General features: G+C 58.2%; 21 protein-coding genes and 2 rRNA genes (1 of these 23 running past the window's edge). 19 read left to right on the forward strand and 4 right to left on the reverse strand.

What is annotated here, in order from left to right:
* The 8 genes from AC06G8_RS02725 to AC06G8_RS02760 form a co-directional block, all read left to right on the forward strand.
* A 23S ribosomal RNA gene (locus AC06G8_RS02725) occupies positions 1 to 1,918 on the forward strand (it extends 1,011 nt beyond the left edge of the window).
* A gap of 175 nt (positions 1,919 to 2,093) precedes the next feature.
* Positions 2,094 to 2,210: ribosomal RNA gene (gene rrf / locus AC06G8_RS02730) — 5S ribosomal RNA — on the forward strand.
* Positions 2,211 to 2,452: 242 nt separating this feature from the next.
* Positions 2,453 to 3,628 (forward strand): GNAT family N-acetyltransferase, encoded by a 1,176-nt coding sequence (locus AC06G8_RS02735; RefSeq protein ID WP_480284330.1) that lies wholly within the window; start codon positions 2,453 to 2,455, stop codon positions 3,626 to 3,628.
* A gap of 325 nt (positions 3,629 to 3,953) precedes the next feature.
* Positions 3,954 to 4,418 (forward strand): CtsR family transcriptional regulator, encoded by a 465-nt coding sequence (locus tag AC06G8_RS02740; protein WP_048743656.1) that lies wholly within the window; start codon positions 3,954 to 3,956, stop codon positions 4,416 to 4,418.
* A gap of 27 nt (positions 4,419 to 4,445) precedes the next feature.
* Positions 4,446 to 4,961: a protein-arginine kinase activator protein McsA gene (mcsA, locus tag AC06G8_RS02745; RefSeq protein ID WP_480284331.1), complete on the forward strand. Its 516-nt coding sequence runs from the start codon at positions 4,446 to 4,448 to the stop codon at positions 4,959 to 4,961.
* Positions 4,962 to 5,076: 115 nt separating this feature from the next.
* A complete protein-coding gene (gene mcsB, locus AC06G8_RS02750) occupies positions 5,077 to 6,120 on the forward strand; it encodes a protein arginine kinase (protein ID WP_447665228.1) in 1,044 nt (347 codons plus the stop codon).
* Complete coding sequence (gene clpC / locus AC06G8_RS02755; protein ID WP_447665193.1) at positions 6,117 to 8,582, forward strand: ATP-dependent protease ATP-binding subunit ClpC; 2,466 nt, start codon at positions 6,117 to 6,119, stop codon at positions 8,580 to 8,582. The genes mcsB and clpC overlap by 4 nt, the downstream gene beginning before the upstream one ends.
* 213 nt (positions 8,583 to 8,795) lie before the next feature.
* Positions 8,796 to 9,290, forward strand: coding sequence for an antibiotic biosynthesis monooxygenase (locus AC06G8_RS02760; RefSeq protein ID WP_480284332.1), 495 nt, complete (start codon positions 8,796 to 8,798; stop codon positions 9,288 to 9,290).
* Positions 9,291 to 9,353: 63 nt separating this feature from the next.
* Here AC06G8_RS02760 and AC06G8_RS02765 read toward each other — a convergent pair whose 3' ends face one another.
* The 3 genes from AC06G8_RS02765 to AC06G8_RS02775 all read right to left on the reverse strand — a co-directional run bounded on the left by AC06G8_RS02765 (position 9,354) and on the right by AC06G8_RS02775 (position 11,982).
* Positions 9,354 to 9,530 (reverse strand): hypothetical protein, encoded by a 177-nt coding sequence (locus AC06G8_RS02765; protein WP_480284333.1) that lies wholly within the window; start codon positions 9,528 to 9,530, stop codon positions 9,354 to 9,356.
* A 527-nt stretch (positions 9,531 to 10,057) separates the two neighbouring features.
* The gene (locus AC06G8_RS02770) at positions 10,058 to 11,206 is read right to left on the reverse strand and encodes a sensor histidine kinase (RefSeq protein WP_480284334.1); all 1,149 of its coding nucleotides are present in this window, start codon (positions 11,204 to 11,206) and stop codon (positions 10,058 to 10,060) included.
* A 71-nt stretch (positions 11,207 to 11,277) separates the two neighbouring features.
* Positions 11,278 to 11,982 (reverse strand): response regulator transcription factor, encoded by a 705-nt coding sequence (locus tag AC06G8_RS02775; protein WP_480284335.1) that lies wholly within the window; start codon positions 11,980 to 11,982, stop codon positions 11,278 to 11,280.
* Positions 11,983 to 12,166: 184 nt separating this feature from the next.
* Between AC06G8_RS02775 and radA the strand changes: the two genes are divergently transcribed.
* The 3 genes from radA (at position 12,167) to pssA (ending at position 15,489) form a co-directional block, all read left to right on the forward strand.
* Positions 12,167 to 13,543 (forward strand): DNA repair protein RadA, encoded by a 1,377-nt coding sequence (gene radA, locus AC06G8_RS02780; protein ID WP_021878520.1) that lies wholly within the window; start codon positions 12,167 to 12,169, stop codon positions 13,541 to 13,543.
* A 17-nt stretch (positions 13,544 to 13,560) separates the two neighbouring features.
* Positions 13,561 to 14,637, forward strand: coding sequence for a DNA integrity scanning diadenylate cyclase DisA (disA, locus tag AC06G8_RS02785; protein WP_447665197.1), 1,077 nt, complete (start codon positions 13,561 to 13,563; stop codon positions 14,635 to 14,637).
* 108 nt (positions 14,638 to 14,745) lie between these two features.
* Positions 14,746 to 15,489 carry a CDP-diacylglycerol--serine O-phosphatidyltransferase gene (gene pssA / locus AC06G8_RS02790; RefSeq protein WP_447665198.1) on the forward strand — a complete coding sequence of 248 codons (744 nt, stop codon included), beginning with the start codon at positions 14,746 to 14,748 and terminating at the stop codon, positions 15,487 to 15,489.
* A gap of 229 nt (positions 15,490 to 15,718) precedes the next feature.
* Here pssA and AC06G8_RS02795 read toward each other — a convergent pair whose 3' ends face one another.
* Complete coding sequence (locus AC06G8_RS02795; RefSeq protein WP_021878523.1) at positions 15,719 to 16,114, reverse strand: nucleoside triphosphate pyrophosphohydrolase family protein; 396 nt, start codon at positions 16,112 to 16,114, stop codon at positions 15,719 to 15,721.
* Positions 16,115 to 16,427: 313 nt separating this feature from the next.
* Here AC06G8_RS02795 and AC06G8_RS02800 point away from each other — a divergent pair, with 313 nt between their 5' ends.
* The 8 genes from AC06G8_RS02800 to rlmB all read left to right on the forward strand — a co-directional run bounded on the left by AC06G8_RS02800 (position 16,428) and on the right by rlmB (position 24,500).
* Positions 16,428 to 17,540, forward strand: coding sequence for a PIN/TRAM domain-containing protein (locus AC06G8_RS02800; RefSeq protein ID WP_447665229.1), 1,113 nt, complete (start codon positions 16,428 to 16,430; stop codon positions 17,538 to 17,540).
* A gap of 49 nt (positions 17,541 to 17,589) precedes the next feature.
* On the forward strand, positions 17,590 to 18,372 hold the full coding sequence (gene ispD / locus AC06G8_RS02805) for a 2-C-methyl-D-erythritol 4-phosphate cytidylyltransferase (protein ID WP_447665199.1): 783 nt from the start codon (positions 17,590 to 17,592) through the stop codon (positions 18,370 to 18,372).
* A gap of 2 nt (positions 18,373 to 18,374) precedes the next feature.
* Positions 18,375 to 18,857, forward strand: a complete 483-nt coding sequence (gene ispF / locus AC06G8_RS02810) for a 2-C-methyl-D-erythritol 2,4-cyclodiphosphate synthase (protein ID WP_048743647.1) — start codon at positions 18,375 to 18,377, stop codon at positions 18,855 to 18,857.
* A 252-nt stretch (positions 18,858 to 19,109) separates the two neighbouring features.
* Positions 19,110 to 20,585, forward strand: coding sequence for a glutamate--tRNA ligase (gltX, locus tag AC06G8_RS02815; RefSeq protein WP_447665200.1), 1,476 nt, complete (start codon positions 19,110 to 19,112; stop codon positions 20,583 to 20,585).
* A gap of 492 nt (positions 20,586 to 21,077) precedes the next feature.
* Positions 21,078 to 21,761: a serine O-acetyltransferase gene (gene cysE / locus AC06G8_RS02820; RefSeq protein ID WP_447665202.1), complete on the forward strand. Its 684-nt coding sequence runs from the start codon at positions 21,078 to 21,080 to the stop codon at positions 21,759 to 21,761.
* Between the two features lie 18 nt (positions 21,762 to 21,779).
* On the forward strand, positions 21,780 to 23,264 hold the full coding sequence (gene cysS, locus AC06G8_RS02825; protein ID WP_447665203.1) for a cysteine--tRNA ligase: 1,485 nt from the start codon (positions 21,780 to 21,782) through the stop codon (positions 23,262 to 23,264).
* Positions 23,261 to 23,722 carry a Mini-ribonuclease 3 gene (locus AC06G8_RS02830; protein WP_447665204.1) on the forward strand — a complete coding sequence of 154 codons (462 nt, stop codon included), beginning with the start codon at positions 23,261 to 23,263 and terminating at the stop codon, positions 23,720 to 23,722. The genes cysS and AC06G8_RS02830 overlap by 4 nt, the downstream gene beginning before the upstream one ends.
* Positions 23,712 to 24,500: a 23S rRNA (guanosine(2251)-2'-O)-methyltransferase RlmB gene (gene rlmB / locus AC06G8_RS02835; RefSeq protein WP_447665205.1), complete on the forward strand. Its 789-nt coding sequence runs from the start codon at positions 23,712 to 23,714 to the stop codon at positions 24,498 to 24,500. The genes AC06G8_RS02830 and rlmB overlap by 11 nt, the downstream gene beginning before the upstream one ends.
* Positions 24,501 to 24,505 lie beyond the last annotated feature (5 nt).

Here is a 24,505-nt window from a genome sequence, read left to right on the forward strand (position 1 = left end):
CCATCGTCAAGAGGGAAACAGCCCAGATCATCAGCTAAGGTCCCCAAGTGTGTGTTAAGTGGGAAAGGATGTGGAGTTGCCCAGACAACCAGGATGTTGGCTTAGAAGCAGCCACCATTTAAAGAGTGCGTAATAGCTCACTGGTCGAGTGACTCTGCGCCGAAAATGTAACGGGGCTAAACACACCACCGAAGCTATGGCATGTACCATTTGGTACTTGGGTAGGGGAGCGTTGTGTATAGGTTGAAGTCAGACCGTAAGGACTGGTGGACAGTACACAAGTGAGAATGCCGGTATGAGTAACGAAAAGATCAGTGAGAATCTGATCCGCCGTAAGCCTAAGGGTTCCTGAGGAAGGTTCGTCCGCTCAGGGTAAGTCGGGACCTAAGGCGAGGCCGAAAGGCGTAGTCGAAGGACAACAGGTTGATATTCCTGTACCACCGTAAGCCGTTATGAGCAATGGAGTGACGCAGAAGGGTAGTGACGCGGACCGATGGATGTGTCCGTCCAAGCAGTGAGGCTGGTTTGTTGGCAAATCCGCAAACCGTAAGGCTGGGCTGTGATGGGGAGGGAAACTTTAGTACCGAAGGTCATGATCTCCAGCTGCCAAGAAAAGCTTCTAGCCAGGCGAAGGTGCCCGTACCGCAAACCGACACAGGTAGGCGAGCAGAGCATGCTAAGGCGCGCGGAGTAACTCTCGTTAAGGAACTCGGCAACATGACCCCGTAACTTCGGGAGAAGGGGTGCCTCGGTAGGGTGAATAGCCCGAGGGGGCCGCAGTGAAAAGGCCCAAGCGACTGTTTAGCAAAAACACAGGTCTGTGCGAAGCCGTAAGGCGAAGTATACGGGCTGACGCCTGCCCGGTGCTGGAAGGTTAAGGGGAGCGGTTAGGGGCAACCCGAAGCTGTGAACCGAAGCCCCAGTAAACGGCGGCCGTAACTATAACGGTCCTAAGGTAGCGAAATTCCTTGTCAGGTAAATTCTGACCCGCACGAATGGCGTAACGACTTGGGCGCTGTCTCAACGAGAGATCCGGTGAAATTTTAATACCTGTGAAGATGCAGGTTACCCGCGACAAGACGGAAAGACCCCATGGAGCTTTACTGCAGCTTGATATTGGACTTTGGTACGATCTGTACAGGATAGGTGGGAGCCTTGGAAGCCGGAGCGCCAGCTTCGGTGGAGGCACCGTTGGGATACCACCCTGATCGTATCGGAGTTCTAACCTGGTACCGTGAAGCCGGTACAGGGACCGTGTCAGGCGGGCAGTTTGACTGGGGCGGTCGCCTCCTAAAATGTAACGGAGGCGCCCAAAGGTTCCCTCAGAATGGTTGGAAATCATTCGCAGCGTGCAAAGGCATAAGGGAGCTTGACTGCGAGACCTACAAGTCGAGCAGGGACGAAAGTCGGGCTTAGTGATCCGGTGGTACCGAATGGAAGGGCCATCGCTCAACGGATAAAAGCTACCCTGGGGATAACAGGCTTATCTCCCCCAAGAGTCCACATCGACGGGGAGGTTTGGCACCTCGATGTCGGCTCATCGCATCCTGGGGCTGAAGTAGGTCCCAAGGGTTGGGCTGTTCGCCCATTAAAGCGGTACGCGAGCTGGGTTCAGAACGTCGTGAGACAGTTCGGTCCCTATCTGTCGTGGGCGCAGGAAATTTGAGAGGAGCTGTCCTTAGTACGAGAGGACCGGGATGGACGTACCGCTGGTGTACCAGTTGTTCCGCCAGGAGCACCGCTGGGTAGCTACGTACGGACGGGATAAGCGCTGAAAGCATCTAAGCGCGAAGCCCCCCTCAAGATGAGATTTCCCAGTATGTAAGACCCCTGGTAGACGACCAGGTTGATAGGTTCGGGGTGGAAGCGCAGCAATGCGTGCAGCTGACGAATACTAATCGGTCGAGGGCTTATCCTATGGATCAAGCATCACGGGAGATCGTCGCAAGACGATGACCGTGAGCGAGACATGGCGAGGATGAATCCGAATACGATTCGCTAGTCATGTAAGAAAAGCAAATGGACTCAGCATCCATGATATTCGTTCGATCCAGTTTTCAAGGCGCAAGCCACGTCTTGAATCAAGCGTAACGTTTGGTGGCGATGGCGGAAGGGAACCACGCGTACCCATCCCGAACACGACCGTTAAGCCTTCCAGCGCCGATGGTACTTGGACCGCAGGGTCCTGGGAGAGTAGGACGTCGCCAAGCACAGAGAGAAGCCTGATCCGCGAGCAATCGCCGGTCAGGCTTTTTTTGATTTCTTTCATCCAAGAGACATTCATACATGGATAACGAAAAACCAAATGAACCTTAAAGAACGTGCAAAGTTAAGGGGAGGAATAATTTCCGGCGTTGAAAATGAACCCTATTAAAAAGGATACAAGTGGGAAATAAATACAATATGTGTCATAATAGCTCTATACCTATCATCTTGGGAAAGAGGGTGCAGGATGAAAATTAGAACATTGAAGCCGGAAGAATTCGACGAACATATGAAGCTTAGCCAATATGCCTTCCAAATTGAGCTTTCCGCAGAGGAGCTGGAGCAGGCCAGAGCAAGAGCCAAGTGCGAGGAAGTTATCGTAGGTGTCGAGCAGGAACGAATCGTCTCCCAGGTCAGAATCATTCCACTCGAGGTGAACTGGAACGGCATCGTGCTGAGGATGGGGGGAATCTCATCTGTCGCAAGCTGGCCGGAATCGAGGCGTTCCGGGCATGTGGGCAAGCTGCTCCGTCATGCGATGGAGGAAATGAAAGCGAACGGCCAATCCATTTCCATGCTGGCGCCGTTTTCGATTGGATTTTACCGCAAATACGGCTGGGAGCTGTTCATCGACCGGGTCAAGTACACCTTGGCGACAGACAAGCTGCCTCAACGAATGCACAACAACGGCAAAGTCGAGCGGATTCAAATCCGCGATCATGCCGAGCTGCTGGGCATCCTTTATCAGACCTATTCGGAGGGCTTCAATGGCACGCTGGCAAGGACTTCGGATTGGTGGGAGCATTCGGTCTTCAAGCGGAAGCAAGGGGATGCGGTGCTGTACCGGAGCCAGAACGGCACGCCGGAAGGGTATGCCCTCTACAAGGTGAAGGAGAGGCGTCTCGACATTCATGAGCTCGTCTATCTTACGGAAGAAGCGAGGGTGGGGCTTTGGAATTTCTTCAGCAATCATGATTCCATGATCGATTCCGCTGTGCTGCATACCTATGCGGGGGATCCGCTGCCTTATCAGCTTGTCGATCCGCGCATCGAGCAGAGCATTCATCCTTATTTCATGGTTCGTATCATCGATGTCCAATCTCTCGTCAAGCAGCTTCCGTTCGAGCCGGGAGTCCGCGATCAGTTTGTCCTCCAGATTCATGACGAGGACGCATCCTGGAATGACGGATTGTGGATGCTGGAAATCACGGAGGAGGGCAGGGGCAGCCTTTCCCGGTATCAGGATGGAACTTCGTCCAAGCGCCTTGATCTCTCCATCGGAACTTTGGCTGCTCTTCTCATCGGATATAAGCGCGCGCGGGATCTCCAGCAGATGGATCATATCTCGGGTCCGAGGCCGGAGGCCGTCCGGCTGGGCAGCCGAATCCCTGACGGGATGACGAATTTCATGGACTTCTTCTAACCGGAGTATAAAGCGGGGCGTCTTATCCCAAGCTGATAACGACAGCAGGGCGAGGCTGCCTTTTTTGCATAGATGGCAGCAGTGGAAGTTTCCTTGACCTTTTATGAAAAAGGAGTATAATCAAAGATATAAGTCAAAGAAAGTCAAAGTCAGTTGCCTCTGATCCTGCCTTACGCAAGGCTAAGATCCTTTTCTTCCGGTCCCCGTTCGCGGGTCTTAATTTGCGCCGATGAGGGAATGCTACAGGGACGCCTTTGGCTGTTTGGCTTCTAACCGCAATTCAAGAAAAATCCTGAAGGTGCCCCGGCATAGGGAGGTGGGTGAAATGCGAAACATTTCCGATGCATTGGAGCAGCATTTGAAGCAGCTGCTTCAGGACAGTCCCGAAGGTGCGGTGGAAATACAGCGCAACGAATTGGCGGACAGCTTCTCCTGCGTGCCGTCGCAGATCAATTATGTCATCAGTACCCGCTTCACGCTCGAGAAGGGATACCTCGTGGAGAGCAAGCGAGGGGGAGGCGGCTATATCCGGATCCAACGGATCGAGCTGCCTGCGCTCAAAGCCATCCACGGCCATATTCATCATACGATCGGCAATCAAGTCGATCAAAGCGCCGCAGAAGGACTTATTTACCAATTGGAAGAAGCTTTATTCATTTCCAAGCGAGAGGGCAGCCTGCTCCGGGCGGCTGTATGCCGGGAGTCCATCGCGATCAAGCTGCCGCAGCGCGACGAGCTTCGGGCCAGGCTGCTGAAGGCGATGCTGATCTCGCTTCTGGGTAAGCAATAGAGAAGGACCGGTGAGGAGGGACGCGGCATGCTTTGTCAGGAATGCGGCAAAAGGCCGGCAACGCTTCATTTTACCAAGATCGTAAACGGAGAGAAGACGGAGTTCCATATCTGCGAAGCCTGCGCCCGCGAAAGGGGCGAAGGCATTCCGGGAGCTCCGAACGGCTTTTCCATTCACAGCCTGTTGTCGGGGCTCATGGATTTCGAGCCTGCGGGAAGCTTGGCAGGGACGAAGCAGTCGGTGCCGCGCTGCGAGGAATGCGGACTTACGTATTCGCAGTTCTCCAAGCTAGGAAGGTTCGGCTGCAGCTCTTGCTACAAGCATTTCGGGGAAAGACTCGATCCTCTGCTGAAGAGAGTGCATGGGAATACGGTCCATGTCGGCAAGATCCCCCGCCGCTCGGGCGGAAGGATTCAAACGCAGAGGGAAATCGACCGGCTGAGGCAGGAAATGAAGAGCTCGATCCAGAAAGAAGAGTTCGAAGCCGCCGCCAAGCTCAGGGACGAGATCCGCGAGCTGGAGAAGCAGATCAAGGAAGCCTGATGGTCGGAAGCATCCAGATAGACATCATAAGCGCAGCTTCCGCAAGGGGGCTGCACGGTAGGGAGGGATTGGATTGGCAGCCAACCGGTTTGCCCAGAAGGCGCTGAGCGAGTGGATGAAGGGAGACGGACCCGATTCGGATATCGTCTTCAGCAGCCGGGTAAGAATCGCCCGCAACCTGCACAATTATCCCTTTCCGATTCTGGCCACTAGCCAGCAGTCCTCGGAAGTCATGAGCAAGCTTGCTTCCGTGGCGCAGGAAGGGAAGCTTGAGCCGATCGGCCCGTTCGAGACGATCGTTCTTTCGGATCTCAGCGAGCTGGAGCGCAGGGTGCTGGTGGAGAAGCATCTGATCAGTCCCGCGCTTGCGAACGAAGCCCGTGCGGGAGCGGTCGTCATGAGCGAGAACGAATCCGTCAGCATTATGATTAACGAAGAGGATCATTTGCGCATCCAATGTTTATATCCGGGTTTCCAGGTCCAGGAGGCATGGAAGCTTGCCAGCAAGATCGACGATATTTATGAGGAAGCAGTCGACTTTGCTTTTGATGAGAGACGCGGATTTCTGACCAGCTGTCCCACCAACGTGGGGACCGGCATCCGCGCATCCGTCATGATGCATCTGCCGGCGCTCGTGCTCACGCAGCAGATCAACCGAATCCTGTCCGCCATTACTCAAGTGGGGCTGGCTGTGAGGGGGCTGTACGGCGAGGGAAGCGAGGCGCTCGGCAATCTGTTCCAGATTTCCAACCAGATTACGCTTGGACAGTCGGAGGATGAGATCATCGACAATCTGCATGGCGTCGTCAGGCAGATCATGGAGCATGAAAAAGCGGCCCGCGATCGTCTGCAGGCGGAGTCGCGCCTTCGGCTCGAGGATCGGGTGATGAGATCTTACGGCATCCTGTCCCATGCGGCGGTCATGGATTCCAAGGAATCGGCTCAGAGATTGTCGGATGTTCGGCTTGGCATCGATCTGGGCTTGATTCGGGATGTTTCCCCGCAGGTTATGAATGAGTTGATGGTAATGACCCAGCCTGGCTTCCTGCAGCAGGCATTCGAGGAGAAAATGAATACGGAGCAGCGCGATGCAAGGCGCGCGGAGCTGATCCGCAGCCGGCTGCTCCCTGTAATCCATGATGGAGGTGCTTACGAATGATGTTTGGACGATTTACGGAACGTGCGCAGAAGGTGCTCGCTCTCGCCCAGGAAGAGGCGGTGCGGCTTGGACATAACAATATCGGCACGGAGCATATTCTGCTCGGCCTCATTCGGGAAGGCGAAGGCATCGCGGCCAAAGCTCTGATCGCGCTTGGTCTGGGACTCGAGAAAATACAGGACGAGGTGGAATCGCTCATCGGCCGCGGCCAAGAGCAGCCTAGCAACATCGCCTACACGCCTCGTGCGAAGAAGGTCATCGAGCTGTCCATGGACGAAGCCCGCAAGCTGGGGCATACGTATGTCGGCACGGAGCATATTCTGCTCGGCTTGATCCGCGAAGGCGAAGGCGTGGCGGCCCGCGTGCTGAACAACCTCGGCATCAGCCTGAACAAGGCGCGGCAGCAAGTGCTGCAGCTGCTCGGCAGCAGCGAGGCGGTATCGAGCAACCACGGAGCGCCGGCCAACGTCAGCACGCCGACCCTGGACGGACTTGCACGCGACCTGACAGCTTCCGCCCGCGAGAACAACCTGGATCCCGTCATCGGCCGCAGCAAAGAGATCGAGCGCGTCATCCAGGTTCTCAGCCGCCGGACGAAGAACAATCCTGTGCTGATCGGCGAGCCCGGCGTCGGCAAGACGGCGATCGCCGAAGGTCTGGCTCAGAAGATCATCGCCAACGAGATTCCCGAGACGCTTCGCGACAAGCGCGTCATGACGCTGGATATGGGCTCCGTCGTGGCAGGCACCAAGTATCGCGGCGAATTCGAGGACCGGCTCAAGAAGATCATGGATGAGATCCGCCAAGCGGGCAACATCATCCTGTTCATCGACGAGCTGCACACGCTGATCGGGGCAGGCGGCGCGGAAGGCGCCATCGACGCCTCCAACATCCTGAAGCCGGCGCTCGCCCGTGGCGAGCTGCAATGCATCGGCGCCACCACTCTCGACGAGTACCGCAAGTACATCGAGAAGGATGCCGCTCTCGAGCGCCGCTTCCAGCCGATCACGGTTGATCAGCCTACTCCGGACGAAGCGATTCAGATTCTGCATGGACTTCGCGATCGTTACGAAGCCCATCACCGCGTGAAAATCACGGATGAATCCATTGTGGCGGCAGTCAAGCTGTCCGACCGTTACATCACCGACCGCTTCCTGCCGGATAAAGCGATCGACTTGATCGACGAGGCCAGCTCCAAGGTCCGCCTGCATACCTATACGATCCCGCCGGATCTGAAGCAGATGGAAGGTCGCCTCGACGAGGTGCGCAAGGAGAAGGATGCCGCCGTTCAGAGCCAGGAATTCGAGAAGGCAGCGGCGCTCCGCGACACGGAGCAGAAAATCCGCGAAGAGCTAGACACGACGAAGAATACGTGGAAAGAAAAGCAGGGACGCACGGATTCCGAGGTAACTCCGGAGGACATCGCTCAGGTCGTCGCCAACTGGACGGGAATCCCGGTACTCAAGCTGGCCGAGGAAGAAACCGAGCGCTTGCTTAAGATGGAAGAGATCCTGCACAGCCGCCTCATCGGCCAGGAGGATGCCGTCAAGGCCGTCTCCCGCGCCGTTCGCCGCTCCCGTGCCGGACTCAAGGATCCGAAGCGTCCGATAGGTTCCTTCATCTTCCTCGGTCCTACCGGCGTCGGCAAAACCGAGCTGGCCCGCGCTTTGGCCGAGGCGATGTTCGGAGACGAGAATGCGGTCATCCGCATCGACATGTCGGAATATATGGAGAAACATTCCACTTCCCGCCTCGTTGGCGCTCCTCCGGGATACGTCGGCTACGAGGAAGGCGGCCAGCTGACCGAGAAGGTCCGCCGCAAGCCTTACTCCGTCGTGCTGCTGGACGAAATCGAGAAGGCGCATCCGGAAGTGTTCAATATTCTGCTGCAGGTTCTGGAGGACGGCCGACTGACCGATTCCAAAGGCCGCGTGGTCGATTTCCGGAATACGCTGATCATCATGACGTCCAATGTCGGCGCCGATCAGATCAAGCGCAACTCGACGCTCGGATTTACGGCCCAGCATGATGCCGGACGCGAGTTCAACCAGATGAAGGAAAAAGTCATGGGCGAGCTGAAGAAGAGCTTCCGTCCCGAATTCCTGAACCGGATCGACGAGTCCATCGTGTTCCACTCCCTCGCAGAGGAGCATATCGCCCGCATCGTGACGCTGATGTCCGACGAGCTGCGCAAGCGGCTGCGCGAGCAGGAAGTCGACTTCGATCTCACGGACAAAGCGAAGGATTTCTTGGCCAAGGAAGGCTTCGATCCTGCCTACGGCGCGCGTCCGCTGCGCCGTGCGATCCAGAAGCATATCGAGGACCGGCTGTCCGAAGAGCTGCTGATGGGCAATATCAAGAAAGGCGATATGCTGGTGATCGACGAGGAGAACGGCGAGCTGACCGTCAAGCCTCATCCGGAACAGCATAAAGCCGAGCAGGAAGAGACGGCTGCGAAGTAAGCCGCTTGCCTTGCAGATTCGAAGGATGGAACGGCTGATGCCGGACGTCCAGACGGATTTGCGGATAGCCTTCGTTCCATTTTGGAACGGAGGCTTTTTTTATTTCCAGCGGGAAGGGCAAAAAACCGAGGACAGGGCGTCGTTTGTGCCGGGCTGCCCAGGCTGTTAAACTGAGAAAAGAGCGTTCCCATTCTCGCAAGGAGGCGAAAGGTAATGATCGTCGTAACGAATACGATTCAGATTAAGTCGGGCTTCGGAGAACAGGTGGCGGAAAGGTTCAAAAACCCGAAAGGCGTCCATACGATGCCGGGCTTCGCGGGCATGGAGCTGCTGCTCGACCGCAAGGAGGAATCGGACGAGCTGAAGGTCGTGACGCATTGGACGGATAAGGCCAGCTTCGACAACTGGGTGAACAGCGATTCGTTCAAGCAAGCGCATGCGCGGCGGGCTCCTGAGGGAGCGGAGAACGCAGCTCCGGCTGGAGGAGCGCAGCCGATGGGCGGCACGGCGGCAGATGGCAACCCGGTGGAGGGGCATGCGGCTGCAGCAGCGTCCAGGCATCCTCATGAAGCCGGCGGCCATCACGGCAGCGGCGCTCAGGAAGCAGGGCATGGGGCCGCAACGGCAAGCGCGCCGAATCCAAGGGATCTGATGCTTGGCTCCAAGCTGAGCATCCACGAGGTTCTGTTCCGCCTGGGAGCGGAATAACAAAAAAGCTGTCTCCTCTATTTGAGAGGAGACAGCTTTTTTGTTGGCCGCCGCAGTCCATCATCAGCCGTGGCCCAGCGGAAGGAAGGGCAGCAGGAACAAGCCGAGTATGCTTCCGCTGACGGTAATCCAGAGCAGCGCGTAGCGGTCCCGAAGCACTCCTTTGCGGACGCAGTGCATGACGAGGCCGACGAACAGCAGGGCGATGGCGATCAGGGCGAGTCTCATCAGATCGGGCATTGGAGTCCCTCCTTGGATCATGGGAATGAGTTCGCAAGACGAGCTTGTACAGGCTCTTATCCGTTCGATATATGCTTAGCATCGACCATTGAATCACAAGTTATACGCAGGGGCGGTTGGTTTTTAGGAAGCGGCGGTGAATATGAAGTCAGTGAATGTCAGTGTTTGCTGGATCATACAAAACGGTCTTATATCCATCCTATTTAAGCTGCAATAGATAGGTGCAAGGAGCTTATGTCCCCTTTTTTATAATTCCGAATAGACATTGATACATGTTGAATAACTGAGTTTAAAACACGATTAACTAAATGGATTTAAGGTTTGTAGTTGAATGTTTTTGATGTAAATTTACGAAATCGCAAAAAAAGATAGGAATATTTAAATTCCTACCCTTGATGTCGAATAAAAATGGAATCGTTATGTCCTGAACAGCGGTACAGCGAAGATATGATCAGCTGCCTTTCATGAAGGAAGGGGCCCCAATGACGGTGACCTGGGCTAGAGCGACAGCGCTCCTTGCCTTATTCTTAATCGCTCGCTCCGGCTTCTGCCGATTGTGCGTCGGAGCCGCAAGGAAGAGGAAGGCGGACGATGAATTCCGTCTTGCGCCTGGAGCTGGTCGCGAATGCCGCTCCTCCGTGGAGATCCAGTATGCTCTTGACGATGGCAAGCCCGATGCCGCTGCCGCCAGTTGCCTTGGAGCGGGAGGCGTCGACTCGATAGAAGCGCTCGAACAGCCGTGGGAGCTGGTCCTGTGGGATAGGCTTGCCGTAGTTGCGGAAGATGATTTCCGCAGCTGGCTCAAGCTCGTCCTTGCGCAGAAGGATGTCCAGCGCGCCTCCGTCTGCTCCATAACGGATTGCATTGCTGATCAGATTTTCGAAGACGCGGAGCAGCAGCTCCGGATCCGCATCCACGATGAGGGGGCTATCTGCGGGATGAACGCGGCAGGCCATGTCGGCTTCCTCCAGCGCCGGCATGAATTCTTCGGCAAGCTGCCCGAGAAATGGATTGAGATCGACGGTTTCGCGCTGGAGCGGGAAACCGCTGCTGGTGACGCGGGTATATTCGAACAGATCGTCGATCAGCTTGCGCAGCACGAGAGATTTTTCATAGGCGATATGGACATACTGCCGCATCTCGACCTCGTCCCGGTACCGGTCGTCCTCGATATATTCCAGGAACCCGAGCACCGAGGTGAGCGGAGTGCGAAGATCATGGGACACGCCGGTGATGAGGTCGTCCTTGGCTTGCACGGCAGCCCGTTCCTCTTCCTGGGCGAGCTGCAGCCTGCGGGCCATTTCGTTGACGCTGCGCGCAACGACCCCGAGCTCATCGCTGCTGCTCTCGTCGATGCGGTGGGACAAATCTCCTGCCGAGATCGCCTGCAGGGCGCTCGTCAGAGTGTCGAAGCGCTTGATGATGCCCCTGGACAAGGAAAAGAACAAGCAGATGAACAGCAGCAGTCCGAAGATGACCCGAACGGGGCCGGAGCCGATCCAATTGATGGTGTAGGCAAGCGCCTTCGTCAGGAAAAAGGACTTGGACGGATTGAACCGGATGAGCAGCTCCGCCAAGTAATTGCCCAGCAAAAGAAGGACTCCCATGCCGAGCAGGCTGCCGGCGAAACTGAGGATGAATTTCCATAGAAAGGTTTGAAAGATGCGGCTGGCCAAAGATGTGCCTCCCTCATTAACGGACGTCGTTCTGCGGCTATGCCTCAAGGTATCGAACATGCCCTCGCGGCCTACAGCTTCTCCATTTTGTAGCCGACGCCCCATACGGTCTTGATGTACCTGGGGTGCCTCGGATCGGCTTCGATCTTCTCCCTGAGCTTGCGGATATGGACCATGACGGTATTGCCCGCTTCAAAAAAAGTTTCCTGCCAGATCATCTCGTACAGCTGCTCGATGCTGTACACTCGGCCGGGATTGCGCCCGAGCAGCTCCAGGATGGAGAATTCCCGGGGAGTTAGCCGCACCTCCTGGCCCTCGACCGTCACTTCCCGCGTCGCGGAGTTGAACGCGATGCCGTCGATCGTGACGGCATCCGCCGAGGAGGCGTCGCCTGCGGCGGCTCCATAGATGCCATATCGGCGCAGCTGGCTTTTGATCCGGGCGAGCAGCTCCAGAGGGCTGAACGGCTTGGACACATAATCGTCGGCCCCGACACTGAGGCCATGGATTTTATCGATCTCCTCGCTTTTGGCGGACAGGAAGATGATCGGCATCTGCCGGATCTCCCTGATCGCCATGCAGGTGTCGATTCCGTTCATGCCGGGCATCATGACATCGAGCACGACTAGATCCACTTTTTCCTTCCGGATGATTTCAAGAGCCTCGCCGCCGCTTGCAGCGGTCAGAAGTCGGAACCTTTCCTGCTTGAGGTAAAGTCCCATCAGCTTGACGATTTCGGGCTCGTCATCGACGAGCAGCACCGTTTCTTCGTTCATGGCCCACCGCTTCCTCTATCTCTTTTCTGCCAGTATAACGGAAAAGATCTTATCTTTTTCTTAGATTCCCGGACATCGGCAAGAAAGGAGCTCCATCGAAAGAATGTTCGCATGATTTTCTTTTGTTGCGGCCTCTGAAATGGTAAACTTTGAAGGTACGTCATATCCGTAAAAGGAGCCTTCGATGGCCAAACTAAAAGTGAAATTCGCCTGTACGGAATGCGGAACGGAATCGCCCAAATGGCTTGGGAAATGCCCCGGCTGCGGCGCCTGGAACACGATGGTGGAGGAAAAGGAGACGGTGGTCAAGACCGCCGGCGTCGGATTGTCCTCTCCAATGGCCCGCGGGACGAAAGAAAAGCCGCGTTCCATCATAGACATAGATACCGGGCATGAGCCCCGCATCGAAAGCAGCATCGGGGAGCTGAACCGGGTGCTGGGCGGCGGCGTCGTGCCGGGCTCCCTCATACTCGTCGGCGGAGACCCCGGCATCGGCAAGTCGACGCTGCTGCTGCAGACGTCCCATGCATTGTCGGCCGCCGGACTCAAGGTGCTCTATATATCGGGCGAGGAATCCGTTCGCCAGACCAAGCTCCGCGCCGATCGCCTCGGCGCGCTGAGCGCGTCGCTGTTCGTGCTCTGCGAGACGAACATGGAGCATATCAATGACGCCATCGATACCGTCCAGCCTGATTTTCTCGTCATCGACTCGATCCAGACCGTCTATGACCCCAGCGTCCAGTCCGCTCCGGGCAGCGTCGCCCAGGTGAGGGAATGCACGGCCCACTTCATGCGCGTCTCCAAGCTGGGAGGCATCGCGACCGTGCTGGTCGGACATGTCACCAAGGAGGGCGCGATCGCCGGCCCTAGGCTGCTGGAGCATATGGTGGACTGCGTCCTTTACTTCGAGGGGGAACGCCATCATTCCTACCGCCTGCTTCGCGCCGTCAAAAACCGCTTTGGCTCCACCAACGAGATCGGCATCTTCGAGATGGGCGAGAGCGGGCTGCGCGAAGTCGCGAACCCGTCGGAGCTGTTCCTGTCGGAGCGGCCTCTGGGCGTCTCCGGCTCCACCGTCGTGGCGAGCATGGAGGGAACGAGACCTGTGCTCGTCGAGCTCCAGGCGCTTGTGGCGCCTACGCATTTCCCGTCGCCGCGCCGGACGTCCACCGGTTATGACCACAACCGGATGGCGCTGATCATCGCCGTGCTGGAAAAACGGATCGGGCTGTTCCTGCAGACGCAGGATGCTTACCTGAACGCCGCTGGAGGAGTGCGCCTTGACGAGCCCGCTGTCGATCTGGCCGCCGCCGTCGCGCTTGCTTCCAGCTTCAAGGACGCTCCAACGCGTCCTTTCGACGTCGTCTTCGGCGAAGTGGGGCTGACCGGCGAGGTGCGCGCTGTATCCCGAGCCGAGCAGCGGGTCAAGGAAGCCCAGAAGCTGGGCTTCAAGCGGGTCATCATGCCCGAGAAAAGCCTCAAGGGCTGGAAGCCGCCGGACGATATAACGATTGTCGGCGTGAATACCGTATCCGAAGCATTGCGCGCGGCGCTGGAATAGGGGGTTCGCTAGAAATCATGAAAGAGAACAGAGAGATCGAAATCACGAATCAGCTGCTGCAGCTGGTCGCGCCGGGCACCGCTTTCCGCGAAGGGCTGGACAACGTGCTGCGGGCGAAAACAGGCGCCCTGCTCGTCGTCGGATACAGTCCCGAGGTCATGGAGGTCGTGGACGGCGGGTTTTCCATCAATTGCGACTTTTCCCCGAACTATCTGTACGAGCTGGCCAAGATGGACGGGGCCATCATTCTGAGCGAGGATCTCAAGAAGATTCTGTATGCGAATACGCAGCTGATTCCGGACCCGTCGATTTCGTCGATCGAGACCGGAATCAGGCACCGCACTGCGGAGCGGGTGGCCAAGCAGACGGGCAAGCTGGTGGTATCTATTTCGCAAAGGCGTAATATCATCACCTTGTATATGGGTAATCTAAGGTATTCCCTGAAGGACATGGGCGTTATTCTTACGAAGGCGAATCAGGCGATCCAGACGCTGGAGAAATACAAGGCGGTGCTCAGGCAGTCGTTCACGAATCTGTCCGCGCTGGAATTCGAGGAATTGGTGACGCTGCAGGAGGTCGCGCATGTCATCCACCGCGTGGAGATGGTGCTGCGGATCAAAATGGAGATCAAGCGGTACGTCAACGAGCTCGGCACCGAAGGCCGTCTGATCAGCATGCAGATGGAAGAGCTCATCGGAGGCGTGGAGGAGGATGCCTGGTTCCTGCTCAAGGATTACGCCCGCGACAACAGCGACGAGAAGATCCGGGACATCCGGATCGGGCTCAAAAAGCTCAGCAACGACGAGCTGATGGACGCGCCTCATGTCATCCGGCTGCTCGGCTATCCGCAAGGAGCGGCGATCGCAGATGAGGCCGTTCATCCGCGCGGCTACCGTCAGATGTACCGAATTCCGCGGCTTCCGCTCATCATCATGAACAATCTGATCGAGAAATTCGGAAATCTGCCGAATATCGTCATGGCCACGATCGGCGAATTGGATGAAGTGGACGGAATCGGCGAGGTGCGCGCCCGGGCGATCAAGGAAGGATTGCGCCGGATTCAAGATCAAATGTTCATTGACAGACAAATCTGATTCCCCTAGAATGGGGGAATGCCGACAGGAGGGCTTGGATGATGGTGGAATTTTTTCCATCGATGTCCATGGAATCCTAAGGCATAGTAGAGATGAGGTGGAAATGAAGTGTTTGCAAAATCATTGCCGAGTCTTTTTACCATAGGCAACCTGTTCCTCGGGATCGTCGCCATTATCATGGTGTTCAATGAGAAGCCTGAAGTCGCCGCGATGATGGTCATCATCGCCATGCTTCTGGATGGGGTTGACGGCCGCGTCGCCCGCGCGCTCAATGTTCAAAGCGAATTCGGCAAGGAGCTCGATTCCTTGTCCGATATCATATCGTTCGGTGTCGCCCCTGCCTTCATCATGTATGTCGTGGCATTCCAGGATCTCAGCTCGCAGCCCGCCGCTTGGATCGTGACAGCGATCTTCCCGATCTGCGGCGCGCTCCGGCTCGCCCGGTTCAACGTCATCTCCGGCATTCCGGGCTACTTCGTCGGCCTGCCGATTCCGGCGGCAGGGGGCGTCCTGGCTACACTGGCTCTGTTCTATACGGATATCCAGCCTTGGGTGCTGATGGCGAGCACGCTCGTTCTCGCGCTGCTGATGGTCAGCACGGTGAAGTACCCGAACTTCAAGAAGATCGGACTGCCCAAGGGTGCGATCTGGAGCATTCCGATCGTCGTCGTCATCGCGGTCGTGCTCGGCGTCGCTTTCCCGGATCAAATCTCCAAGATCATTTTTGTGCCGCTGCTGCTCTATGCGCTGTACGGCCTAAAAAAAAACGTTAACGTCCAGGGACGCCTGCGCCGCCGCAGAGCCCGCCGTTCCGAAGGCGAAGAAGAGAACGTCCGCAAGCGGAGCGTCTAGCGCTTTCTTGCCGCAGGTGTGGATTGGAGCCTGCGATGCTGCGTCGACTCCCTCATGACCCGGTGCCGAATACGGTGCCGGGTTTGTTCATGGAGTTTCGCCTTGCCTGAGATGAGGCTCGCATATTGCCGGCCTTAGCCGTCGTCGTTGAAGTCAGCAAATAAAAAGCAGTCCGCCCTCGAATGGAGGATGGACTGCTTTTTTTTCAATTTCCGGAGCGGATTCCGGTTCAGGTCAAATTGAAAATGCCGAGCGTAGAGCATTTATCGGATTCGGCGGACAGAACCTCGCCGAGATCGATTTCCAGCAGATTGCAGAGCGCGGACATGTAGAACAGGTGGCGTCCCAGCTCGTTTTTCAGCACATCACGGCAGTTCTCGCACACATGGCCGTCCATGTGGGTGCCCAGAAGCTGCTTGGCGCTCTCAAGCTCGGGATCGTCCGAATAAGGCTGCTTGCTGGCTTGGATTTCAATACAGCCGCATTCGGTCACGGCTTTCGTGACAGCGCGGTTGACAGCTGCGCCCGTCTGTCCGAACTTGGACAGGACATCGAGCATGCTCCGGTGACGCAGGAGCAATTCCGATACTTGCTGCTGAAACTCTTGGAGCGTTGGAGCGCTCATCGGTATCCACCTCTTTCGTGATTTTTGCTGCTATGGAAATGCATTGTCATGGGGCTAACATGCGATTTCATCCGCCGTATGCTGGACGGCGATTGCCTGAATCCATTATAAGCCCGCCCTGTCCAGAATACAAAAACGAAATCGCCATTATGAGAAATCCTTCATGACGGCGTCTCCGGCAGGACATCCGACCCATGGACGGGAATCGGGCCGGCCCGTCGCCGCCTCCTGCTGCGAAATTGTTGCTTGGATGTGACGGTTTAGCCTTCTCCAAATTGGAACATACTGGCTAATGGAGGTGGCATAAGCGATGATGATAAAACGTATTCTGCAATTACTCGGTATCGTATTCGGCGGCATGATCGGCTCTCAGTTCGGCAATGGAACAGGCGGAGCGCTTCCGGCCGGCCTTGGAAGCTACAGCCCTCTCGCAGGGAGCTACGGTTCTTTCGGGTTTTACACCGGCCTGGCGACAGGCGCGCTGGCGGGCCTGCTGCTGGCGACCGCCCTTGCCGGAAGGCTGGAGAGAATGCTCGGGGAAGGCGTGCGCCGCGCTTCCGACATGCCGGCGGCGGATCTGCTGGCCGGCGCGGCAGGATTGACCGGCGGGCTTATCCTTTCGGCTCTGCTCTATCCCTCGGTATCCCAGCTTCCGGGCGCGGCGGCGACGATCGCCCCGGCGCTGCTGACTTTGGGACTCGGCTACGTGGGACTCAGCGTCGGGTTGAGAAAGAAAGAGGAACTGACGGAAGGGCTCCACGCGATGATGCAGCCGAAGACGCTGCCCGTTCCTGAGAAGGAAGAGCATGCCAATTTCGAAGAGCATAAGATCATGGACACAAGCGTCATCATTGACGGCCGGATCGCGGATATTTGCAAGACCGGCTTCATCGAGGGGACGCTCGTCATTCCCGAGTTCGTCCTCGAGGAGCTGCAGCATATCGCCGATTCCTCCGATCTGCTCAAGCGCAACCGCGGCCGCCGCGGCCTGGACATCTTGAACAAGATCCAGAAGGAGCTTGATGTGAAGGTCCTTATCTACGAGGGGGATTTCGAGGAGATCGGCGAGGTGGACAGCAAGCTCGTCAAGCTGGCCAAGCTGCTGCGGGGCAAGGTGCTCACGAATGATTTCAACCTCAACAAGGTTTGCGAGCTGCAAGGAGTGTCGGTGCTGAACATCAACGATCTGGCCAATGCGGTCAAGCCGGTCGTGCTGCCGGGCGAGGAAATCGTCGTGCAGATCATCAAGGACGGCAAGGAGCATGGACAAGGAGTCGCCTATCTCGACGACGGAACGATGATCGTCGTGGAGGGCGGCAGGGATTACATCGGCATGACGATGGAGGTGCTCGTGACGAGCGTGCTCCAGACTTCGGCGGGACGGATGATCTTCGCGAAGCCCAAGCTGTTGGAAAAAGCGCTGTAACAGAGTATGATAGGGAATAAACGTTACAGCGGGAAGTGAGCTTCTGAAGATGGACAAGCAATATGGCGGCAAGGAAGCCGCAACTCCTCAGGCCGCCCCGGGCGCCGCGTCTTCGGATGCGGCGCTTGTCGGCTTCCGGGAGGCCTGCTGGGGGGCCGTCATCGTGGCGGCCGGACGCGGCACGCGGATGGGCACACCGGAGAGCAAGCAGTTCCTGCTGCTGCGGGGCAAGCCGGTGCTGGTCCATACGCTGGAGCTGTTCCAGGGGATGGACGCCATCCGGGAGATCGTGCTCGTCACGGGCGCGGCGGATGTCGAACGATGCCGCCGCTGGTGCGGGGAGTACGGCTTGACCAAGGTGACGGCGATCGTCGAGGGCGGCTCCGAGCGCCAGCATTCGGTGCGGATCGGGCTGGACTCGCTCTCGGCGGATTGGGCGCTTGTCCATGACGGCGTCCGGCCGCTCGTCAGCGAGGCCGCGGTGTCCGCGTGCCTGGCGCGTGCCGAGGAGGCCGGCGCGGCCGTGCTGGCCGTGCCGGTCAAGGACACAATCAAGAAGGTGGACGCGGCGGGCATCATCGAGTCGACGCCGGACCGGAGCAGCTTGTGGGCGATCCAGACCCCGCAAGCTTTTCGCCGCGCCCGTCTCGCGGAAGCCCACGAACGGGCTCTTGCGGACGGCTTTCTCGGAACGGACGACTCCATGGTCGTGGAGCGGCTCGGCGATCCGGTCGCCGTGGCCCAAGGGGAATATACGAATATCAAGATTACGACCCCGGAAGATCTGCCCTACGCGGAATTTCTTCTGGAGCAGAGGGAGAGGGGACGGTAGAGATGATTAGAGTGGGACAAGGATTCGACGTGCATCAGCTGGTGGAGGGCCGTCCATGCATTATCGGGGGCGTCGCCATTCCATTCGAAAAAGGGCTGCTCGGCCATTCCGATGCCGACGTGCTGCTGCATACGGTAGCGGATGCGGTGCTCGGCGCGCTTGCGCTCGGCGATATCGGCAAGCATTTCCCGGACACGGACCCTGCGTTCAAGGATGCCGACAGCGTCAAGCTGCTGGAGCATGTATGGGCGCTTGCGGTTCAGCGGGGATATGCGCTGGGGAACCTGGACTGCACGATTATCGCGCAGGCTCCCAAAATGGCGCCGTACATTCCCGCGATGGTGGAAGTGATCGCCCGAGTGCTGGGAGCGGAGCAGGATCAGGTGAACGTCAAGGCGACAACGACGGAACGGCTCGGATTTCCCGGACGGGGCGAGGGAATCGCCGCTCAGGCGGTTGTCTGCCTCGTGAAAAATATGCTATGATGGCACTTATTTTAGGCTGCTAAGTGTAACCGTACAGTCAGCTCAAGCAAGCGGAACATTGATTCCGATCGCTGTCGAATCCGTATTTCCTCATCCTGCTCATCCACAGTGGAACTCGGTTTCAAAGGCGAACGCTGTGCCCTCTCCATCATGTTGCCGCTGCCTCCAGCGCCGTAATGGTTCCACTTACATAAATAGCGTTCATAGGGCGAGGCCCCGGGACGAAAACAAGAACGAAATGGGGAATTCAAGATGGCAGACCAAGGAACGCAGGAAATCCGCGTCCGCTATGCTCCGTCGCCGACGGGACATCTGCATATCGGCAACGCGCGCACCGCGCTGTTCAACTATCTGTTCGCCCGCAGGCATGGCGGCAAGCTCATCGTCCGCATCGAGGACACGGACATGAAGCGCAACGTGGCCGGCGGCGAGGAGAGCCAGCTGAAGTACATGAGCTGGCTCGGCATCACCTGGGATGAAAGCATCGATATCGGCGGCGGCTATGGCCCGTACCGCCAGACCGAACGCCTCGACATCTACAATCGGTACTGGCAGCAGCTGCTCGACGAGGGCAAGGCTTACCGCTGCTACTGCACGGAAGCAGAACTCGAGCAGGAGCGGGAAGAGCAGAGCGCGCGCGGCGAAACCCCGCGGTATTCGGGCCGCCACCGCGATCTGACCGCCGAGCAGCAGGCCGCCTTCGAAGCGGAAGGACGCGTCGCGAGCATCCGCTTCCGCGTGCCGGAGGACCGCACGTATACTTGGGACGACATGGTCAAGGGCACGATCAGCATCGATACCAAGGAAACGGGAGATTTCGTCATCGTGAAGAAGGACGGCATCCCGACCTACAACTTCGCGGTTGCGGTCGACGACCATCTCATGAAGATATCCCACGTGCTCCGCGGCGAGGACCATATCTCCAATACGCCGCGCCAGCTGATGATCTACGAAGCTTTGGGCTGGGAGCCGCCGCTGTTCGCCCATATGACGCTGATCGTGAACGAATCCCGCAAGAAGCTGAGCAAGCGGGACGAGTCCATCATCCAGTTCATCGAGCAGTACGAAAATCTCGGTTATCTGCCGGAGACGCTGTTCAACTTCATCGCCTTGCTGGGCTGGTCGCCGGAGGGCGAGCAGGAGCTGTTCACCCGCGAGGGGCTCGTGGAGGCATTCGACGAGTCGCGCCTCAGCCGCAGCCCTGCCGTGTTCGATACGAACAAGCTGGCCTGGATGAACAACGAATACATCAAGTCGCTGAAGCTTCCGCGCCTCGTCGACCTGTGCCTGCCGCATCTGCAGAAGGCGGGCCGCGTATCGGAGGAGCCTGAGGCCGGCGAGCGCGAATGGGCGGCCGACCTGATCGGCCTCTACCGCGACAAGCTGCGCTGGGGAGCCGAGATCGTGCCGCTGACCGAGCTGTTCTTCCTGGAATCGTTACAGGACGAGGCTGAGGCTGTTACCGTGCTGGAGGAAGAAACGGTGCCGACGGTGCTGGGTGCCTTCCTGTCCGGCGTCGAGACGCTGGAGCCTGAAGCCTGGAACGAAGAGGGCATCAAAGCGCTCATCAAGTCGGTCCAGAAGGAAACCGGCTGCAAGGGAAAATCGCTCTTCATGCCGATCCGGGCCGCGGTCACCGGCCAGACGCACGGACCGGACCTCAACCGCACCATCGCGCTGCTGGGTCAAGCCAAAGTCGCCGAGCGCCTGCGCGCCCGCTTGGGCTGAGGACGGCCTCGCATATATTTCCGCGCTCCGGCTTCTTGCACTTTGCGGGTTATCGGGTATACTACAAGTAATTGAACCTTTTTACAGGCTTTGACCAGGAGAGAACCGCCATATCCGGGATTGCAGAGAGGACAACCGCCACGCATCCGGCCGCAGCACATCGCGACGCGCCGAGAGGGTGACGGCTGGGAGTTGTCCATTCCGGCGGCGGGTTCATGCACCTGCGAGCCTTGCTCCGATCTTGCGGAAGCTTCTCTTCCGCTCGGGTAGGCGGCAACGCATGGCCGGCGTTACAGGCTACGAGACAGGGCTGCTAGGCATCCTGACCCGATTGAGACCGCTCTACGCGCGTTTCTCCCGGGCGGATGCGGCCCTGTGCCGCAGAGTGGGACCGCGTCTATACGCCTCTGCAGCCTTCGGGCTGCGGAGGCTTATTTTTTTGATCGGACGGAAGAAAGCTTGGATCATCTCGCCCGAAAGGGGCTGAAGCCGATGTTGCGTCACATGAAATCCGATATACGGGCCGTGTTCGACAACGACCCCGCTGCGCGCAGCGTGTTCGAGGTGATCTTCACCTATTCGGGACTGCATGCCATCTGGGCGCATCGCGCCGCGCATTATTTGTTCAAGCGCAAATGGTTCACGGCCGCCCGCATCATCTCTCAGGTCAGCCGGTTCATGACCGGAATTGAAATCCATCCCGGGGCCAGAATCGGCAGCCGCCTGTTCATCGACCACGGCATGGGCGTCGTCATCGGGGAGACTTGCGAGATCGGGGACGACGTCATCATTTATCAAGGCGTCACCCTCGGCGGCACGGGCAAGGAAAAGGGCAAGCGCCATCCTACCATAGGCAGCAATGTCGTCATCGGCTCGGGAGCGAAGGTTCTAGGGTCGTTCCAGGTTGGAGACCATTCCAATATCGGCTCCAACGCCGTCGTTCTCCGGGAGGTGCCCGAGAACAGCACGGTCGTAGGCAATCCGGGGCGCATCGTCAAGCGCAACGGAGAAAAGGTCGGCGACAGGCTCAACCATGCGAAGCTGCCCGATCCGCTCATCGAGATGATCCGCGGCATGCAGAATGAAATCAATTTCCTCAAGGCGGAGGTCGACCGGCTCAGCCAGTCTGCGGCACCCGTTCGTGAATACAGGGAGGAACCGGTAAAATACCGGTAAGCGGAGGCGAAACGTAAAATGAGTTTGGAAATCTACAATACGATGAGCAGGACCAAGGAAACGTTCACGACTCAAGAGCCGGGCAAGGTCAAAATGTATGTCTGCGGCCCGACGGTCTACGATTATATCCATATCGGCAACGCGCGGCCCGCGATCTTCTTCGACGTCGTGCGCCGTTATCTGGAAGCGGTCGGATACGAGGTCAAGTACGTCGTCAACTTCACCGACGTGGACGACAAGATGATCCGCAAGGCGGAGCAGCTCGGTACGACGGTGCCGGAGCTCGCGGACAGGTTCATCTCCGCGTATTACGAGGATACGGAAGGGCTCGGCGTCCACCGTGCATCTCTGAATCCCCGCGTCATGGAGCATATGCCGGAAATCATCGCTTTCGTCCAGGATCTCGTCGACAAGGGAGCGGCCTACGAAAGCGGCGGAGATGTCTATTTCCGGACGAAATCCTTCGCGGACTACGGCCAGCTCTCCCACCAGAACATGCAGGAGCTGCAGATGGGCATCCGCATCGGAATCGACGAGCGCAAGGAGGATCCCCAGGATTTCGTCCTGTGGAAGGGCGCCAAGCCGGGAGAGATCAAATGGGACAGTCCATGGGGTCCGGGCCGCCCGGGATGGCATATCGAATGCTCTGCGATGGCGAAGCGGCATCTGGGCGATACCCTGGACATCCATGGCGGAGGCAACGACCTGCAGTTCCCGCATCATGAGTGCGAATGCGCCCAGTCCGAGACGCTGAGCGGCAAGCCGCTCGCCAACTACTGGATGCATAACGGCTTCATCAACATCGACAACCAGAAGATGTCGAAGTCGCTCGGCAACGGCATCACGGTCCATGACATGCTGACCCGGATCAAGCCGGAAGCGATCCGCTACTTCATGCTCTCCGGCCATTACCGCTCGCCGCTCAACTTCAGCGACGACACGGTAGAGCAGGCGCTCGGCAGCGTGGAGCGGATCGCCAATTGCCGCACCAATCTGCTGCACCGGCTGGCGGCGGTCGGCGGTTCCATGGAAGCCGAAGCCGATACAGCCGTCGATGCCGAAGGCAGCGGCTCCGCCGGCCTAGGCTCGCTCCGGTTCGTGCCGGATTCCGGAAATGCCGAGCTGGATGTCCGGCTTCTGGAGCTGAGCGGCCGCTTCACGGCCAAGATGGACGATGATTTCAATACGCCGGACGCCATCACGGTGCTGTTCGATCTGGTGACCGAAGCGAACCAGCATCTGCAGCGGCCTGTCGTGACGGCCCGCGAGGCGCTTGCGTTCATCGCGCTGATGGACGCCATGGACAGCGTGCTCGGATTGCTTCCGGCCGCGTCCGAACGTCATGGACTGCTGGATGCCGAGGTGGATGCGCTGATTGTCGAGCGCACGGAAGCCCGCGCTTCGAAGAACTGGAAGCGCGCGGACGAAATCCGGGACCTGCTGGCAGAGCAAGGCATTTTGCTGGAAGACACCCCGCAGGGCATCCGGTGGCGCCGCAAATGAACGAGCCTGTGAAGGAACAAAGCCGCGAGCTCCCTTACGAGCCGCCTTCCAAGACGCCGGAGCTGCTGAATCCCATCGTGCTCGCTTACGCCGGCGATGCGGTGTTCGAGCTGCTGGTGCGCCAGCATCTGCTCGCCCAGCCGAATCTCAAGCCGCATCATCTGCATCGCGAGGCGACCGGAATGGTGTCGGCCAAGGGGCAGCGGCGGCTGCTGGAGCGCTGGGCGCCGATGCTGTCTGAGGAAGAGGCCGACATCGTCAGGCGCGGCCGCAACGCCAAGTCCGGCCAGTCTCCGCGCAATGCGGATCCGGCCGATTACAAGCAGGCGACCGCTCTTGAGAGTCTGATGGGGTATTTATATTATAAGGGCCGGACCGGACGGATCCGGGAGTTGATGGCGGCCGCTTTCTCGGAGAAGGAAGCGGAACGCGGAAAGGAGACTGGGAATGGCCAGTGACAGGCAGAAGAAGGAACAGAATGACCAGAACGAACAGGAGCAGCAGGAATGGATCGCAGGCAAGCATCCCGTCCTGGAGGCGCTCCGCTCGGGCCGCGAGCTGAATAAGATCTGGATCGCCGACACGGTGCAGAAGCCGTCGGTATCCCCGATCATGGCCGAAGCCAAGAAGGCGGGAATCGTCGTCCAGTTCGTCGACAAGCGCAAGCTCGACCAGCTGGGCCTTGAAGTTTCCCATCAAGGGGTCGTAGCCCAAGCGGCGGCCTACCGGTATGCCGAATTGGACGAGCTGCTTCAGCGGGCCAAGGACCGCGGCGAGACGCCTCTGCTGCTTATTTTGGATGAGATCGAGGATCCGCATAACCTGGGCTCCATTCTGAGGACGGCGGAATGCACGGGCGTGCACGGAGTCATCATTCCGAAGCGCCGCGCTGCCGGCTTGACGGCGACGGTGTGGAAAACCTCCGCTGGAGCGGCCGAGCATGTGCCGGTGGCGCGCGTGACCAATCTCGCCCAGACGATGGAGAGCCTGAAGCAGGAGGGGATCTGGATCGCTGGCGCGGACGTGTCGGCTCAGCAGGATGTGTACAAGACCAGCTTCGATCTTCCCCTCGCCATCGTCATCGGCAACGAAGCCAAAGGCATGGGCCGGCTGATCCGCGAAAAATGTGATTTCCTCGTCAAGCTCCCGATGCTGGGCCAGCTCAATTCGCTCAACGCCTCCGTGGCCGCCGGCGTGCTCATGTACGAGGTCGTCCGGCAGCGCCGGGGCGTCTAGCTGCC

This window comes from Paenibacillus sp. SJS-P3, from assembly GCF_056711585.1.